General features: G+C 65.5%; 10 protein-coding genes. 2 read left to right on the top strand and 8 right to left on the bottom strand.

From position 1 onward, the window contains the following. Window positions 1–2: 2 nt before the first annotated feature. Together I7X13_RS03080 and I7X13_RS03085 are read right to left on the bottom strand one after the other, a co-directional pair. The gene (locus tag I7X13_RS03080; protein ID WP_198074304.1) at window positions 3–3,239 is read right to left on the bottom strand and encodes a tail fiber domain-containing protein; all 3,237 of its coding nucleotides are present in this window, start codon (window positions 3,237–3,239) and stop codon (window positions 3–5) included. Between the two features lie 307 nt (window positions 3,240–3,546). Then, on the bottom strand, window positions 3,547–4,749 hold the full coding sequence (locus I7X13_RS03085) for a hypothetical protein (protein WP_198074305.1): 1,203 nt from the start codon (window positions 4,747–4,749) through the stop codon (window positions 3,547–3,549). Between the two features lie 170 nt (window positions 4,750–4,919). Here I7X13_RS03085 and I7X13_RS03090 point away from each other — a divergent pair, with 170 nt between their 5' ends. Continuing rightward, on the top strand, window positions 4,920–5,555 hold the full coding sequence (locus I7X13_RS03090; protein ID WP_198068300.1) for a response regulator transcription factor: 636 nt from the start codon (window positions 4,920–4,922) through the stop codon (window positions 5,553–5,555). Between the two features lie 148 nt (window positions 5,556–5,703). On the opposite strand, the gene I7X13_RS03095 is transcribed toward I7X13_RS03090, so the two are convergent. Continuing rightward, the gene (locus tag I7X13_RS03095; protein WP_198074306.1) at window positions 5,704–7,455 is read right to left on the bottom strand and encodes a sensor histidine kinase; all 1,752 of its coding nucleotides are present in this window, start codon (window positions 7,453–7,455) and stop codon (window positions 5,704–5,706) included. Window positions 7,456–7,553: 98 nt separating this feature from the next. Further along, window positions 7,554–9,545 (bottom strand): AAA domain-containing protein, encoded by a 1,992-nt coding sequence (locus I7X13_RS03100; RefSeq protein ID WP_198074307.1) that lies wholly within the window; start codon window positions 9,543–9,545, stop codon window positions 7,554–7,556. 442 nt (window positions 9,546–9,987) lie between these two features. Between I7X13_RS03100 and I7X13_RS03105 the strand changes: the two genes are divergently transcribed. Further along, window positions 9,988–11,076: a winged helix DNA-binding domain-containing protein gene (locus tag I7X13_RS03105; RefSeq protein ID WP_198074308.1), complete on the top strand. Its 1,089-nt coding sequence runs from the start codon at window positions 9,988–9,990 to the stop codon at window positions 11,074–11,076. An 85-nt stretch (window positions 11,077–11,161) separates the two neighbouring features. Here I7X13_RS03105 and I7X13_RS03110 read toward each other — a convergent pair whose 3' ends face one another. The 4 genes from I7X13_RS03110 to I7X13_RS03125 all read right to left on the bottom strand — a co-directional run bounded on the left by I7X13_RS03110 (window position 11,162) and on the right by I7X13_RS03125 (window position 16,316). Further along, complete coding sequence (locus I7X13_RS03110) at window positions 11,162–12,274, bottom strand: VWA domain-containing protein (RefSeq protein ID WP_198074309.1); 1,113 nt, start codon at window positions 12,272–12,274, stop codon at window positions 11,162–11,164. Window positions 12,275–12,282: 8 nt separating this feature from the next. Further along, window positions 12,283–13,002: a 2'-5' RNA ligase family protein gene (locus I7X13_RS03115; protein ID WP_198074310.1), complete on the bottom strand. Its 720-nt coding sequence runs from the start codon at window positions 13,000–13,002 to the stop codon at window positions 12,283–12,285. Window positions 13,003–13,023: 21 nt separating this feature from the next. Next, a complete protein-coding gene (locus I7X13_RS03120; protein ID WP_198074311.1) occupies window positions 13,024–15,348 on the bottom strand; it encodes a DUF5682 family protein in 2,325 nt (774 codons plus the stop codon). Window positions 15,349–15,416: 68 nt separating this feature from the next. Then, the gene (locus I7X13_RS03125) at window positions 15,417–16,316 is read right to left on the bottom strand and encodes an NAD(P)/FAD-dependent oxidoreductase (RefSeq protein WP_198074312.1); all 900 of its coding nucleotides are present in this window, start codon (window positions 16,314–16,316) and stop codon (window positions 15,417–15,419) included. Between the last annotated feature and the right edge of the window lie 78 nt (window positions 16,317–16,394).

Consider the following 16,394-nt stretch of genomic DNA (forward strand, 5'->3'; position numbering starts at 1 on the left):
TATTACTTGGCTTCGGCTTTGGCGCCCAGCATATTTTCCAAGGCCTTGAGGCGCTCGGCGAGGCTGGCAGTGGTGGCGGTGGTTTCGGTGTGCAGCGTGTGCAGGGCTTGCTGCTGCTGCTGGTTCTGCTGCTTCAGCGTTGCGTTCTGGACTTCCAGGGCGGCTACCTTGCGGGCCAGTTCCTGGGTGGCACTCACGTTGAGCATGGCCAGGGCTTCGTAGTCGACGGTGCGCACGTCGGCGTGCTCTAGGCCAAAGACGAACACCGCCTGGCCGGCCAGCTGCCGCACGCCGCGCACCACCAGCGTGATGCCACTGGCAGCCTTCACCGTGCCGGTTGCTTCGCCGGTTTTGGCGATGAGCTTCACCCGCTGGCCCGCTTGAGCGGCCGTGGCGGCGGGCAGGGTGAGCACGAGCAGCGAATCGGCCTGCAATTCTGCTTTTACAGCATTTGTATACACATCGGGCAAAAAGCCGACGTGCTGGTTCACGGCCTGTGGAAACACCTGCTCGACTTCCTGGGCAATGACTTTCTTGAACTGCCGCGTGCCGTACTGCACCCGGTCGCGCATGGTGTAGTCGGTAATGCGCAGGCGGTTCAGCAAGGCCAGGTCGGTGGCGTTATCGCTCAGGCCGATGACGTTTTTCAGGCGGCGGTCGGAGGTGGCGTTGAACTCGGTGGCCAGAATGCGGCCCGTGGCGCGAATGCTTACCGGGCCGGTGTTGTTGCTGCCGTAGCCGGTTTGGCCGCTGCCGTTGAGGTAGCCGTAGTTGAAGTTGGCGGGCGTGATGGGCGTCGTCTGCACGTCGAGCGGAAAGGCGGGGCTGGTGGTGCCCAGGCCCACGTTGTTGCCGCTGATGGTGAGCTTGTTGTCATTGCCAAAGCCGTTGCCGCCGTTGATTTTGATTTTGAAGCCGTCGGCCTGGTCCATGCCAAATGAAAACCAGGAGTCGTTCGGGTCGTGCATCAGCAGGTAGGGGCTGGCGTTGTCGCGCCGGATTTCCAGCGGCGCCTGCGGCCCGGTGCTGGTGTAGCCCGCGCCCACGCCCAGAAAGCTGTTCTTGAGCACCATCTGGGTGGTGCCGCCGCCGGCGTTGAACTGGTTGTCGTTGTGCGAGCCGCCGGCGTACCAGGCAAAGGCCTCGCCCGTGCGGAAATACTGCGTGCCGCCCTGAATGCCAATACCGTAGTCGGCATTCCACAGGTTCACCATTTGCCGCGTGGCGGCCCCGAAACCCAGGCTGCCGCGCACCAGCTGGCTGCCGTTAACGTCGAGCAGCGCGCCGGGGCTGGTGGTGCCGATGCCCACGCCGCCCGCGCCCTTGGGCATCAGGTTCAGGGGCTGGTCGGAGTTGGAGCCGGCGGCGTAGAGCGAGTTGTAGCCGATGCCCACGCCCTGCGTGCCATTGTAGTGCCGAAATTCAGCCCCGCCCGCGGCCTCGTCGAAGTTGCCGGTCACGTACAGCGGCCGGCCCGTCGCGTGCGTGCCCGTGCGGCCGGCGGTCGTCTGCACGTCGAGGCGGTTGGCGGGCGTGTTGTTGCCCGTGCCGATGCCCACGTCGCCGTTGCTTTCGAAGCTCACGTTGGGCGTGGTGCCGGTGTTGTCGTCGGAATAAAAGCGGATTGGGGCCGCATTGGTCACCAGGCGCAGGAAGTTGCCGCTCAGGCGCGAGTACAGGCCCAAATCGGAGGTGCCGGTGATGGCCGCCCCGCCGCGCTGAATGACGCCCGCGGGTACCAGCAGGCCGCCGGTGCTGCTCACGCCCAGGCCCGTGCCGCCGCCGTTGCCCACCAGTTGGTTGGTGCCCAGGTTCAGGTTTTGGGTGGCGGTGTGGTTGCCCAGGTTATCAGCGCCGGCGGGCAGGTTCACTGAATTGCCGTTGGTCAGGCTAAGCGTGAGGCCATTGATGCTGAGCTGCTGGGCGTCGGTGGGCAGGGCCTGGGCGCCGAGCTGGCCGTTGTTGTCCGTTGTCACCATGCGCGCGCCGCCACCGCCGAGGCCGCCGATGCGGGCGTCGCCGGCTACGTGCAGGGCCGCCTGTGGGCTGTTGGTGCCCACGCCCAGGCGTGCAGTCGAATTGTTCCAATAAAACTGCCCCGCGTTGCCCGCCAGCTTGCTGCCGTCGCTGAAAATGACGCTGCCCGCCGCTTGCGAGGTAGTGGCGTTGTTGAGGCTGATGACTGGTGCTTCGGGCTGAAAGCTGAAGGTGAGCGTGGCGTAGCCGGCAGCGTTGCGGTAGCCCTGCGTATGCGTTACGTTGCTGGTTTTGTTGGGGTCGGCGTAGGAGCTGCCGCCACCCGCGCCCGCGTTGCCGTAGCTGGCCCCGCCGCCGTAGTAGCCGCCGCCGCCGCCCGCCGCGCCGTGGCTGGCCCCGTTGCCGTCCATGCTGGCCCCCAGGCCCAGGGTGGCCGGAATGGAGCTGCAATAACAAAACTGCGCCGGCGGGGTGCCGTCGGTGCCACCGGCGGTTTGCGTGCCGCCCGTGCCGGGCGCTCCTGTTGGGTTGCCACTGGTGGGCACCAGGCCCGTGCCGCCCGTGAGGCCGCCGCCGGGGCCGCCCCGGGCGTAAAAGCCCGAGCCGCCGCCGCCCCCCGCCACAAGCACCCGGTCGGAGAGGGCCGTGCCGCCGATGCGGATGTCGGTGGCGCCGCCGCCGGGCTCGCTGCCGCGCCCGCCGCCGTTGTAGCCGCCGTCCTGGTAAAGCACGCTGGGATTGTAGCCCCGGTCGCCGCCCACCACGATGGTGAGCACCTGGCCGGGCGTGACGGCCAGCGTGGCCTGCACCCGTCCGCCCGCGCCGCCCCGGTAGCAGTTGGAGCAGTTATCGATGGTGCGGCCGCGGGCGCCGGCCATATCTACTTGCAGGCTGGTGACGCCGGGCGGTACGGTCCAGGTTTGCGAGGCGCCGGTGTAGCCAAAGGACAGCACCTGCGGCGCGGTGGCACCGGCCGACAAACCCTGCACGGCTTCGACCCAGTAAAAGCCGTTCCAGGTATTGAGTTTGCCCGTATCGGTGTTGTAGATGGTGAGGCCCGCCGCCGGGGCGGCAATGGCATCGCGCTGGGACTGGCTCAGGCGCGGCGGCAACAGGCCTTTGGTGGTGGAGGTAACGTCGAGCAGGGCCGAGGCATGAGGCGTGGCAGTGCCGATGCCCACGCCGCCCGTCTGGGCCTGCGCGGCGTGGTGGAGGGCGAAAGCAGCGCTCAGCGCCAGCGAATACCGTAGAAGTTTACGCATAAGAAAGAAGGATTGAAGCCGGAACAAGCGGCCGTGCTTTCGCCACGCACCGATTTCCGGCTACAAACTTCCCGCGGCCTGCCGCCCCGCACAATTTTTGCCTGTACCGCAATTGGGGGTATCGGGCCAGAATTTGGCCTGGCCCAAAATCAGCAACGCCCCTCCAGTAGCCGGAGGGGCATTGTCAGAGGGTATAGAGATGCTACATTTTGCATCTCGCCGTTGAACTGCTCGGGGCAGGGCCGTTCGATTTTGCGCAACGACGAGACGCACAATATTGCGTTTCTACGACAAAACCAACCCTTCGCTACTCGCGCAGCAGGCGGTTGGTGGCCTGCTGCGCACCCTGGCGCAGCGTGAGCAGGTATAGCCCCGGCTGCAGCGCCTCGGTGGCCGCGGCGGACAACGTGGCCGCACCACCCGTCAGTGGCAGCGACTGGGTGAGCACGGTGCGGCCCAGCACATCCTGAATCGTGAGCTGGAGCGGCAGGCCCGGCAGTGCCCCCGGCAGGGCCAGCTGCAACGCCTGCCCGGCGGCCAGCGGGTTGGGCCAGGCGTGCCAGCTTTCGGCCAGTGGCGATGAGGCGCGCGTGGCCAGCACGGTGCTTTCGGTGGAGTAATCGGCAAAAGTTGGCGTGCCGTACTGGCGGTTGTCGTAGAAGAGTTCGGCCAGCGGTTGGGCCGAGCCCGTGCGCCAGAAAGCGTCGTAGTAGTTGACCGAAGCGGCTCCCTGCGTGATGCCGAACGCAGCCAGCAGCATGGCCGGGGCCGGCGCGCCGTTCAGGTACACGCTGTCTTGCCGGATAATGCGGCTGCGCACCAGCAGGGCTGGCAGCGGGCCGGAGCCCGTGCTGCGGCCCGCCACCGGAATGCGCACCGTGCCCCAGCCCGCCACCGAATCGACGTAGGTGTAGCGCTGCACAATGCGGAAAGGCACCCGGTTGAGGCTGGCCGCCGCCACCGTGAGCGTGCCCGTGACGCCAAACCGGAAAAACGTCTGGTTGCGGCTGCCCACCGTGAGCGGCAGCGGAAAATCGACGATACCCGCCGTGCCAGTGCCGTAGCGTACCGTTTGGGCATTAATCACCACCGAGTCGTTGGCCCCGCCCGTGAAGGCCTGAATAGAACGCGGCTGGCGTATCACGGTGCGGCCCAGACCCAGGCGGCCGGTGGCCGCCAGGCTCAGATAAGCCGTGTAATTGTACGCCAGGCTACCAATGACGGCCTGGCGCGCCCGCGTCCACTGCGCCCCGGCGATGCCGCCGCTGGCCGGTACGGGCAAGTAGACGAGGCTGTAGGGCGCGCCGGTGGCTGTGAGCGTGCGGTAGTCCCAGGCTTGATTGGCCCCGGTGGTGGGGCTGGTCAGGCCGTTGGGGGCGGTGGCATCCCGGTACTGCTCCTGGGTGCCGGCCGCCGCCGGAAAATTTGCCTGGGTGAGCGTGATGGGCGTTTGCGCGAGCGCGGGCAGTGCCAGCAGCGACGAAAACAGAAAGGGTAAATGCTTTTTCATAGAGCGGGAAATGGAATGAATAAAATCGGATGCGCAGCCAAACCTGGTGCTTGGCTGATTCGACTGCAAACCTATGGCGGCGTTTCAGCGCCATTGCAAGCCGGCTTGTACCGCATTTGGGGGGTAGGCGCGGGTTGGCCGGCCGTTTTGCTTGCCCGACCTTTGCCCTCATGAATCCCATCCGGCTGGCTTTGGTCGAAGACGACCCCGAAGTGCGCGAGCTGCTGCACGGCTACCTGTGCCAGCAGCCCGAGTTCGACTGCGTGCTGCTGGCCGACTCGGCCGAAAGCTTCCTGCGCCAGCTCCCCGACCTGTTCCGGCCGCCCCAGGTGGTGCTGCTCGACGTGCACCTGCCCGGCCTCAGCGGCATCGAGGCCCTGCCCACCATCAAGCAACGCCTGCCCGAGGCCGACGTGCTCATGCAAACCGTGTTCGACGACGCCGACCGCATCTACCAGGCTCTGTGCGCCGGGGCCAGCGGCTACGTGCTCAAAAACACGCCTTTGCCCGAGCTCAAAGCCGCCGTGCTTGAAGTGCACCGGGGCGGCGCGCCCATGAGCCGGGCCGTGGCCCGCAAGGTGCTGGCCCACTTCAAGCCCTCGCCCTCGGTGCAACCCGACCTGCTCTCGGCCCGCGAGCGCGACGTGGTGCAGGCCATCATCGACGGCCTGGGCGACAAGCAGGTGGCCGCCCGCCTCGATTTATCGCCCGAAACGGTGCGCACCTACGTCAAGCGCATCTACAAAAAGCTGCAAGTGAGCAGCCGCACCGAACTAATGAGCCGGCACGCCCGCGGGCATTTGTAAGAACTGGTTTTTGAGGTTTGAAAAGAACGGTCATGCTGAGCGGAGTCGAAGCATCTCTACTACGCAACTACCCCATTCGTGTGGATTACTGCTGCGGTAGAGATGCTTCGACTCCGCTCAGCATGACGTTCTGGAATCAAGTTGGCCGCTAAAACGGCACCACCAGCCGCACCCGAAACCCGCCCTCCGGCTCCGGCCCGGCGGTCAGGGTGCCACGCAGGGCTTCGGCACGCTGGCGCATGCTGCGCAGGCCCAGGCCGCTGCGTGAGGCGGTGGCTGGTGCCTGCCCGTTGTTATGCACTACAAGGCGGAGCTGGCCGTTGGCCCGCGTCAGGCTCACCCACAAGTCGGTGGCGTGGCGGGCGTGACGGGCGGCGTTGGTCACTGCTTCCTTGAACACGAGGTAGAGGTGCTGGCGCAGTTCCGGCGGCAGGGGCAACGTATCGGGCAGGCCGTCGGTGGCGAGGTGGGTGTTGAGGCCGGCGGGGGCGGCAGTCTGGTCGAGGTGGTCGCGCATGCGGTCGAGCAGCGCCCCCACGGTGTCCGACTGGGCGTCGATGCCCCACACGATGTCGCGCATGGTGCCGGCGGCGGCGCGGCTGTTGCCCAGCAGGCGCTCCAGGGCGGGATGGGGCTGCTCCTGGCTGAGCAGGTCGGCCTGCAGGTTTACGCGGGTGAGCAGGGTGCCCACTTCGTCGTGCAGGTCGGCGGCAATGCGGTTGCGCAGCCGCTCCTCGCGCTCGATGCGCAGGCGGCGCTGGCGGCTGGTGAAGGCCAGCAGGCCCAGCGTGAGCAGCAGCACGCCCGCCAGCGTGGCGGCACCTAGCTGGGCCAGCCGGCGGCTATACTGCGCCGTGCGCAGCTGGGCCTGCGTGCGCAGCAGCGTGATGCGCTGGCGCTGCCGGTTCAGCTCCTGCTCGCGCCGGGCCGTGGCGTAGCGAATCTGCAGCTCCTGGGCGCGGCGGTTGGCGTTTTCCTCAAACCGGGTGGCCAGCAGGGTTTGCAGGCGCTGCTGATTGGCCAGTGCCTCGCGGTAGCGTCCTTGCCCGGTGAGGGCCGGCACCAGCAGCGTCAGCACGTCGGTTTCCCACAGCGGTTCCACGCCAATCAGCGGCTGCAGCACGGCCAGCTCGCGTTCGGCCGCTTGGTAGTGCCCCTGGCGCAGGGCCAGCCGTGCGGCCAGCTCCTGCTCCAGCACCAGTAGGTCAGGATAGGGGCGGGCATCATACAGCGCCCGGGCCGAATCGAGCAGTCCCGCGGCCTGCGTCGGATGCTGCGACAGCCGCTCGGTTTCGCCCAGGTAGGTAAGGGCCACGGCCATGCGCGGGATGTCGTGGGCGCGGCGGGCAATGGCCAGCGCCTGCCGCATGTAGTGGGTGTCGAGCGGGTAGTCGGGCAGCATTCGGGCGCAGTCGGCCAGAATGCGGTAAGCCTGGCCGAGCTTGACGGCGTAGTCGGTCGCCCGGCGGGGCAACACGCGCACGGCTTCGCGGCCGTATCCCAGCCCCAGCCGGGGCTGCCCTAGTTGCTGGTAGCAGTAGCTCAGCCACATGGCCGCATGGCCGGCGTGCACCGAATCAATACCCGCCCGCTGGCGCATTTCAAGCAGCCGGGCAATGGCCAGGCTGGGCTGGCTTTCGTGAATGTAAAAGCCCGCCAGATTTCCAAGCAGCTCCAACTGCACGGCGCGAGGCAGGCGCTTGTCGGAGTGCTGCACCTGTTCGGTAACTGCTGCCACCCGCGCCTCCGACAGCAGCCGCGTCCCGGCCAAATGCAGCTGCGTGGCCAATGGCCAGCGGTGTAGCTGGCGGATGCTGTCGGCCCCGGTAATGGGAGCCGCAGCAGCATTGGCGGCCAGCAGCAGGCTGGCGCAGGAAACAAAACCCAACAGGCGCTTCATGCTGCAAGGTAGCAAGGCGAGGGAAAGGTTTTTAAGAAGGAAACGGTCATTCCGGAATTCCCCGGCAAACTCGGAATGACCGTTTCTTTACCCGGTTCTTAATCCTGCAGTTCCCAAGCTGTCCGATATCCCCCAATCTGCTCCACGTACTCAATCAGCGCCTTGAAAAATGGATGGGCACTTAGCGTTGAAGAGTCGCCGACGAGCAGCAGCTTTTTGCGGGCGCGGGTCATGCCCACGTTCATGCGGCGGATATCCGAAAGGAAGCCGATTTCGCCGTGGGTGTTGCTGCGGGTGAGGGTGATGGCGATGATGTCGCGCTCCTGGCCCTGGAACGAATCGACGGTGCCCACGCTGAGCTGGCGGTGCTGCATAAAGCCGCTGAGCTCGTCGTTTTCCTCAATGGCGTCCTTCAAATAGTTGATTTGGGCGCGGTAGGGGGCAATTACGCCGATGCTGAGCGGGTCTTCCTCGTGGTCGGCGGGGTCGTAGGGTTCCAGCAGCTGGGCCAGGCGCTTGAGGAGCAAATCCGCTTCCTCGGGGTTGGCGGTGGAGCGGCTTTCGGGGATGGTGATTTCCTGGAAGCCAAAGCCAGCCGTGTCGAGGAACTCTACGGGCAGGTCGGGGGCGAAGCGCAGGTCGTAGGCATCGAGGCCAGCGTGGGCCACGGTGTCGTAGGCCACCAGCCGTCCGTCGTAGAACTGGTCGGAGCTGAACTGCATGATTTGCTCGTGCATGCGGTACTGCACCGTGAGCATGCGGGCTGTAGTGGGCTGGCGCTTGATGGCCTTCTCGAACAGTGTTTCGCGCAGGGCGCCGGCCTTGTCGCTTTTCACCGTGGGGGGCAGCTGGTGGTGGTCGCCGGCCAGAATCACGCGGTTGCCCTTGGCAATCGGAATCCAGCAGCCCGGCTCCAGCGCCTGGGCGGCTTCGTCGATGAATACCGTTTCGTAGGTGAGGTGGCGAATGTTGCGGTTGCTGGCGCCCACCAGCGTGCACGTTATCACCTGCACCGATTCCAGCAAATCTTCGGTGATGTAGCGCTCCAAATCATCGGCCTGCTGAAACAGCATCCGCGCTTCTTCCTTCAGGTGCCGGCGGTGCTGCTGCTCCTCGTAGCCAAAGTTGCGGACATATTTGCTGGCGGTTTCGCGGTACTGGTCGGCCGTCTGGCGCATCGAGCGCATCTCGTTGTAGCTCTTGTGGGCCATCACCTGCGCATCGAGCGTGTGCTCCAAAAGCAGGTCGGAAACCCGCGAGGGGTTGCCCATTCGAATGACGTTGACGCCGCGCTCGGCCAGCTTTTCGGTGAGCAAATCCACAGCCGTGTTGCTGGGGGCGCACACCAGCACGCGCCGCTCGCGCCGGATGGTTTCCAGGATGGCCTGCACCAGCGTGGTGGTTTTGCCGGTGCCGGGCGGGCCGTGGATAATGGCCACGTCCTTGGCGGCCAGCACGTGTTTCACGGCGGCCAGCTGGGAGTCGTTGAGCGGGCTGGGGTAGAAAAGGTCGGTGGCTTTTTCCTCGCGGAAGCGGGCTTCTTTGGCTCCCAGCAGGATGTCGCGCAGCTCGGCCAGGCGGTCGCCGTAGGCGCCCATCACCTTGCCCAGGGCATAGTCCATCTCGCGGTAGCTCACCTCGTCGAAAGTGAGGTCGATGCCCATTTTGTGGCCTTCGGTTACCCAGTCGGGCAGGTCTTCCTTGGTGGTGGCGAGCAGCAGCTTGTTGCGCCGCACGCTGGTAATCACGCCGCTCAGGGTGGGCCGGTCGGTGGCCGAGCGGCCGGGCACGTTGCCAAACAACGAGGCGTTTTTGCCCACCTGAAACAGGTGCAGGCCTTGCTGCCCGGCGGGCCGCTCCAGCTCCAGCACCACCTTGCCGCCGAAGCCAATGTCTTCCTGCGTGATGGTGACGGGGTACCAGGTGAGGCCGCGCTGCTGCCGCTCGGCAATGCTGGCCTTGGCGTTCTTGATTTTGAATTGTTCCAGGTCCTCCTGCTGTTCCAGCTTCATCAGCGCCTGCACCTGGCGCAGTTCTTTTTCGATGGCGTAGGGGTCGACGGGGGCGAAAGTGGGGGTGGTATCGGACAAAAGAATGCGGGTTGAGTTCGTTGTAATTGGTAACAACGAAGACGGGTAAATAGTCGATTATTGGTAGCCCTTAGGAAACCAGATTCCTCTTACGGAGCAATTGCTCATATTGGGCATCACGTGATTGGGGTCGAGGGTGCTAATGTCAACGTCGCTAATGTTTTTAATTAGCAGCAGTTGGTGAAAATCCGAAATGCTACTTCTCAGGATAGTAAAGGCATCATCGTAAGCCCAAGCCGTAATTCCGAAAGAGCGTAGGAATGGAGATGGAGTAGGCTCCGCGAATTCAAACCAGTAGCGGGTAAGTTTCATTCGTTTCTTGAGCCGCGGCCAGCAGCAATTCGGCTGCAATAAGTGCGCGCCAGCAAAAGCATTGCCCGGCAAAGGTCGGAGTCTGCGCATAAACTTTGTGATTAGCCCGGCTACCCTAACGTCCACCACAATGACCCATCCCGAAATTGCCCGTCTGCGCCTGCTCAACCAGCGCATCAGTGGCGAGAAATGCCCCGACCCGGCCGCCGTAGTGCGCTGGATGGGCGCGCTGCAAGCCCAGGACTACGGCCAGGCCGTGTGGGCGGTTGGCCTGCGCACGCTGCGCCCCGCGCTGGCTGCCGTGGAGCAGGCCCTGGCCGATGGGCAGCTCGTGCTCACCTGGCCCATGCGGGGCACCATGCACCTGGTGCCGGCCGAAGACGCGGCTTGGATGGTGCGGCTGTTGGCCCCCCGGGTGCTGCGGGGCCTGACTGCCCGCCTACGCCAGCTGGAACTGGACCAGACCACCATCGAACGCAGCAAAACCGTGTTTTACGAGGCCCTGTGCGGGGGCCGGCGGCTGACCAGAGCCGGGATGATGCAGGCCCTGGAGCAAGCCGGCATCAGCACGCAGGGGCAGCGCGGCTACCATTTATTGGGCCACACGGCGCAGCTGGGGCACATTTGTTTCGGCCCGCAGCTGGAGCGGCAGCAAACCTTCGTGCTGCTGGACGAGTGGGTGCCGAATGCGCGAAAATTAGACCGCGAAGAAGCCCTGGCAGAGCTGACCCGGCGCTATTTCCGAAGCCACGGCCCGGCCACCGTGCACGACTTTGCCAACTGGGCCGGCCTCACCCTGGCCGATGCCCGGCAGGGCCTCGAAGCCGTGCAGCCCGGCTTGGTTTCAGCAAAAGTGGAAGAGCAACTGTATTGGTTTTCGGCAGAAGAAATGCCGGTTGTTGCTCCCACAAATGCCGTGCAGCTGCTGCCGGGCTTCGATGAATACCTGCTCGGCTACAAGGACCGGCGGGCGGTGCTGGCCCAGGAGCACGCGGCGAAAGTCGTGCCCGGCGGCAACGGCGTGTTCAAGCCAATGGTGGTAGTGGATGGACAAATAGTTGGTACCTGGCAACGGGCCGTTAAAAAGGGCGTGGTGGATGTTGTGGCGAGCTTTTTCGACAAGGCGCTGGAGGCAGACGCCGTGGCCTGTGCGAGCCGGCAGTACGCCGATTTCCTGGGTTTGCCGCTGGGCGGGTTCCGGGTCGAGTCGAAATGTTGATAGTCCCAAAACGGCCCCCTTACGCTATGCTGCGGGCAGAACGTGTGCGTTCGTCTGGCGCACGTGCAGGGTCGCAGCGTCCACGCTACAGGACCTCCAGCTTCTGCCCCTGAATGGCCCGGGCCATCAGCTCCGGAAACCTGGGCGGCGTGCAGGCGAAGCTGGGAATCTCCAGTGCCGCCAGCTGCTCGGCCACGCGGCGGTCGAAGCTTGGGGCGCCGTCGTCGCTCAGGGCCAGCAGCACCACGATGTTGACCCCGGCGGCTTTGAGGGCGGCGGCGCGCTTTATCATTTCCTTTTCGTTACCGCCTTCGTAAAGGTCGGTGATGAGGACCAGAACGGTATCGGTGGGGCGGGTGATGAGCTGTTGGCAGTAGCTGAGGGCCAGGTTGATATCGGTGCCGCCACCGAGTTGAACGCCGAAAAGCAAATCCACGGGGTCGTGCAGGTTTTCGCTCAGGTTTACCACCGCCGTGTCGAACACCACCATGTGCGTTTTCACCGCTTTCAGCGAAGCCAGCACCGCCCCAAACACGCCCGCGTACACTACCGAGGAAGCCATGGAGCCGCTCTGGTCCACACAGAGCACGATTTCTTTCAGGGCCTGCCCCCGCCGACCGAAACCCACCAGCCGCTCGGGAATCACGGTTTTGTGCGCCGCCTGGTAGTGCTTGAGGTTGGCCTTGATGGTCGCGCCCCAGTCGATTTCGTGGTAGCGGGGGCGTGGGTTGCGCACGGCCCGGCTCAGGGCGCCCTGCACGGCCTGGCGCAGCGGGTTGCTAAGCTTCTTTTCCAGCTCGCGCACTACTTTGGTGATGACCTCGCGGGCGGTGGCTTTGGCCTTCTGCGGCATCACCCGGCTCAAGGACATCAGCGTGCCCACGAGGTGCACGTCGGCCTGCACCGTGCGCAGAATTTCGGGCTCCAGCAGCAGTTGGTTCAGCCCCAGGCGCGTCATGGCGTCCTGCTGCATCACGGCCACCACTTCGGTGGGAAAATACTCGCGGATGTCGCCCAGCCAGCGGCTCACGCGCGGGGCGGAGCCGCCCAGGCCGGCCTTGCGGTCGGCCTTATCGCCGTCGTAGAGGGCAGTGAGCACGTCGTCCATTCGGCCGTAATCGGGCGGCATTTGCACGGCGTTTTCCGCATCGGCGGCGCTGCCGAGGACGAGTTTCCAGCGGGAAGAATTTGCGGACATGGCGAGTGTTAGGCAGCGGGTGAAAAGGAGTGGGGGTGAGCCGGTGCCCCGAGCGGAAATCTTCCCAGCAATACGGTATTGCGGGCGCGCTGGTACCAGTCATTGTAAACCAATTCCACCGCGTCAATCTCAAATGAGCCGATAAAATACGACTGATAATTTGCCAGCTTCTCCAGCAGCCGCGCAGGGTTTTGCAGCGGGCTCCGGAAGCGCAGAACCGTAGAATGGGCCGTTTGAATGCTGTAGCGCTGGTCGATGGAATGCTGCAATCCAGCGCTGCGGAAAAAGCGGCGCATGGCCGTCCGCAGGTTTTCCAGCCCGTCGCCCACCGGGAAGCCCTTCACGATAAGGCTGCCCGGCGAGGCCGTTAGCCCTGCAAAGCGTATCGAAAACGGGGCGCTTGATTGCACAATGGTCCGCACGGCGTTTTGATAGGCGGTTGGGTCAATCAAATCCAGCGTAAAGCCCGGATAGCAGCAAATTATCGACAGAATGGTGACGTGCATATCAGAGGTCGGGTAGTAATACTGGTTGGGTTCGATGCGCCGAAAATCCGTTAGCATTTCCCCGATGCGCGCCGTGACGGCAGCCGGAGGCCGGGCCAGCAGCGTGATGCCCCGCCGCGTGTCGAGGGGCGAATCCAGCAGGCTATCCAGCTCCGCTTCGCCCCGGGCCAGCTGGTGCACGGCGGCCTGGCGCATGGCATCGTAGTGGGCAGTCAGGTTCATACTGAGCAAAGAAAGCAGCCGTTAATAACTGCCCAGCAGCACCCGCAGCCCAGGCAGCACCCGCGCCCCGCGTTCCCAGTCAAAATCCTCCGCCTCTGCCACGGCCGAAGCCGAGGTGTCAGAGCTGGCAATTTCCAGAATCTGCCGCCGCTCGGGCAGCGAGAAATCGGTGAAGGCCCGGCGCAGCAGTGGCACCACTTCGCGGAAGGTGTCCTCATTCAGCTCGCCCAGCCAGGTATCGAGCAGGTCGAACAACTCGCGGTGATGAATCAGCAGCAGGCCCGAGCCGCGCAGGAAGCCCTCAATCCAAGCGGTGGCGTAGTCGGTGGGCTGGGCGGGGGCCAGGGCCAAGCCGAGGGTGACGGCCGTGACGGCGGCATCGGCTTTTTGGGCGTCGAATAGCAGGCGGGCGGCGGCCCCGGCCAGCAGGCCGTTGGTGGCGGTGTTGCGCTGCACGGCGGCCAGGGCGGCGTACCAGTCGGCTTCGTGCGCGTCATTTTGCAGCAGCCGAATGGCCTGGTGGGTGGCTTCGATTTGGGCTAGAAGTGGCTTGGCGGCCTCGTAATCGAGGCCAGCGCAGGCGGCGGGCAGGCCGATGCACAGGCGCGGCACCAGCTGCTGCACCACCCGGGCTACCTGCGCGGTATCGGTGCGGCGCACGTTGCCGTAGCGCAGCACCTGGGCCAGCGGGGGCAGGGCGGCCAGCAGGTGCGTTACGTCGCGGGTGCCGGCCCCGATGGTTTCGAGCCGGGCCACCAGCGCCGGAATAGCCGGACCCAGGTCGGCACGCAAAGCCTCTTCCAGCAGCTGGCTCACGGCTTCGAGGCTGATGGCTTCGGCGGCGCGGGCGGTGGCGCGGGCGGCGGCGGCGGTGACGACGGTGTTGCCCCAGCGGCCGGCCTCAATCACGGCCAGAGCCATTTCGGGCTCCCATTCCAGCGTCCAGATTTCATGGAAAGTACCGCTTTTGCCGGCCACTTTCTCGGGCTCGCCCCAGTTGATGTCGAGCAGGCGCAGGCGGTGCAACAGGTGGCTGCGGTCGAGCTGGGCGGGCTGGCGTAGGTCGAGGTCCAGGGTTTTCGAAATGGCTTCGGGCTTGAGGCGCAGGGTTTTCTGCTGCTGGGCCAGATCCTGCTGCAAGGGCGTGGCGGGCAGGCCGGCGGGCACCTCGCCCAGCTTCACGCCAATCACCAGCTCCTTATGCACCAGGGCCAGCGGCTCGGCATAGCCCCCGCCCAGGATGGCCACGGCGGCTTCCTGCAGCTCGTCGATGCCCGGCAGCGCCAGCCCGCGCACGGCGGCCAGCGCAGCGGCCAGGCGCACGCCCTCAATGGCGTGGGCCGACGACGCATCCACGTCCTGCCCGCGCAGCAGGCGGGTGGCCTGCACCATCCAGTGCGTCAGCACTTCTTCGCGAGGTTGGGCAAACAACAGCTCGTACCAGGCCGGCGAGAGCACGCCCGCCCCGTAGCCCGAGCTGAACGACAGCCGCTCATAGGTCCACGGAATCCAGGTGGTTTCGGTGGGCACCTTTTTCAGGCCCTTCAGGCGGGCTTTGTCTTCCTTTTTGAACAGCTCGGCCTGCAGCACTGGGGCGTGCCAGGCCCCGCACACCACTGCCACGCGTGGGTAGCCTTGGGCCAGCGTGGCGCGCAGAGTTTCGCGCATAAAGGCTTCGCGAAGCAAGGTTTCCTCGGTTTCGGGGCGCTTCAGCTCCTCACGCAAGGCCGTCATCATGTCCAGCACCACGGCAAAGGTGTCGGCGTGGCCGGGGGCGTGTTCGAGGTGGGTTTCCCACCACTGCTCCGAGTCGGTGTAGCCGGCCAGGCGGGCGATGTAGGCCACGGGGTCGGTGTCAACCTCTGCGTTCGCCTCATCCCCCGGCCCCCTCTCCGGTGGAGAGAGGGAGACGGACAACTCCTTTTCGCCATCTGCTATGGGCTCAATTTCTAATTCGTCAGGCTCCCCTTCGCCACCGGAGAGGGGGCCGGGGGGTGAGACGTTCGTCAGGATGTCCCGCATCCCGAACCGCAAACTCATTGGCAAATCCATGCAGCGCACATGCGCCCCGTTGCGGGAGCACCACTGCACCGCCTGCCACTCGGGCGAGAACTCGGCAAACGGCAGAAACGAGGCTTGGCCTTGCTGCTTGGGGTTGTACACCAGCAGGGCTACGGGGGGCAGCAGCTCCGGGTGTGTGGCGGTGGCCAGGGCGGCTTCGGCATCGGCGGGACACTCCAGCAGCACGATGTCGGGCCGGAAGGCGTCGAGGGCGGCCACTAGGCTGGCGGCGCTGCCGGGGCCGTGGTGGCGAATGCCGAACAGGCGGAGGTCGGGGGTGGGCATGGCGGGGTGGCGGTGGTTGGGCAGGGCTGCAAATGAACAACGCCCCACCCAACCCGCGCCGCGCCTTACTAAAAATTTTCGGCGATTAGCTCCATATTCATGAGAGCACCGGCCTTGCCCCCGGCGGCCACGGCGGCCGAAACGGCCCGGAAGGGCGTGGTAGCATCGCCGGCCGCAAACAAGCCGGGCACGTTGGTGCGCTGGAAGTCATCGACCTGCACGTGCCCCATTTCCGTGAAGGCGCAGCCCAACTGCCGGGGCAGCGTTCCGGCCTGCTCAAACGGCACGCGGGCAAATACGGCATCGCGGGGGTAGGCGGTGCCATCGGCCAATTGGACGGCTTGCAGTTGGCCCTGGGTGTGGGCAATGCCGGCCAGCGGCGTTTCTTCGACGGTGATGCCGTGGCGGGCCAGCACGTGTTGCTGGGCGGGGCTGAGCGTGGAGGGGCCGTCGGTGAATAGCGTGAGCTGCGGCGACCAATTGTGAATCAGGCGGGCAAACTCAAAGCCCACGTCGCCGTTGCCGACGACGCCCAGGCGCTGGTCGGCCACCTCGTAGCCGTGGCAATAGGGGCAGTGAAGCACCGAAATGCCCCAGCACTCGGCAAAACCGGGCAGGGCGGGCAGCAGGTCGATAACGCCGGTAGCCAGCAGCAGCTTGGGCGCCGCGAAGCTATTCCCAGCCGCCGTTCCAATCTCGAAGCCGCCCGAAACGGCGGTGGCGGTAGTCGCCTCCTCGGCCCGCAATTCGATGCTCGGGTAGTTCAGCACCTGCTTGATGGCCTGGGCATGGAGGGCGGCCGGCGTGGCCCCGTCCTGGGTGAGGAAGTTGTGGGAATGGGGCGTCTGGCGATTGCAGGGCCGGCCGGTATCGAGGAGGAGCACGCGGCGGCGGGAGCGGCCCAGGGCCATCGCGGCGGAAAGGCCAGCGTAGCTGCCGCCGATGATAATAGCGTCGAAATCGGGCATAGAAAAGGAGGGAAGCAAACAGCCGCGCTACCGGCGGGCCGTTGGGACGGACGCGGGCGGCCGGCTACCCTTACAGAT

It is taken from the genome of Hymenobacter negativus (assembly GCF_016056375.1).
Classification (GTDB): Bacteria; Bacteroidota; Bacteroidia; order Cytophagales; family Hymenobacteraceae; genus Hymenobacter; species Hymenobacter negativus_A.

What these genes read in the sequence shown, in the direction of transcription:
- I7X13_RS03080 (WP_198074304.1), bottom strand. Translation starts at nt 3,239, where the DNA reads ATGCGTAAACTTCTACGGTATTCGCTGGCGCTGAGCGCTGCTTTCGCC.
- I7X13_RS03085 (WP_198074305.1), bottom strand. Translation starts at nt 4,749, where the DNA reads ATGAAAAAGCATTTACCCTTTCTGTTTTCGTCGCTGCTGGCACTGCCC.
- I7X13_RS03090 (WP_198068300.1), top strand. Translation starts at nt 4,920, where the DNA reads ATGAATCCCATCCGGCTGGCTTTGGTCGAAGACGACCCCGAAGTGCGC.
- I7X13_RS03095 (WP_198074306.1), bottom strand. Translation starts at nt 7,455, where the DNA reads ATGAAGCGCCTGTTGGGTTTTGTTTCCTGCGCCAGCCTGCTGCTGGCC.
- I7X13_RS03105 (WP_198074308.1), top strand. Translation starts at nt 9,988, where the DNA reads ATGACCCATCCCGAAATTGCCCGTCTGCGCCTGCTCAACCAGCGCATC.
- I7X13_RS03110 (WP_198074309.1), bottom strand. Translation starts at nt 12,274, where the DNA reads ATGTCCGCAAATTCTTCCCGCTGGAAACTCGTCCTCGGCAGCGCCGCC.
- I7X13_RS03115 (WP_198074310.1), bottom strand. Translation starts at nt 13,002, where the DNA reads ATGAACCTGACTGCCCACTACGATGCCATGCGCCAGGCCGCCGTGCAC.
- I7X13_RS03120 (WP_198074311.1), bottom strand. Translation starts at nt 15,348, where the DNA reads ATGCCCACCCCCGACCTCCGCCTGTTCGGCATTCGCCACCACGGCCCC.
- I7X13_RS03125 (WP_198074312.1), bottom strand. Translation starts at nt 16,316, where the DNA reads ATGCCCGATTTCGACGCTATTATCATCGGCGGCAGCTACGCTGGCCTT.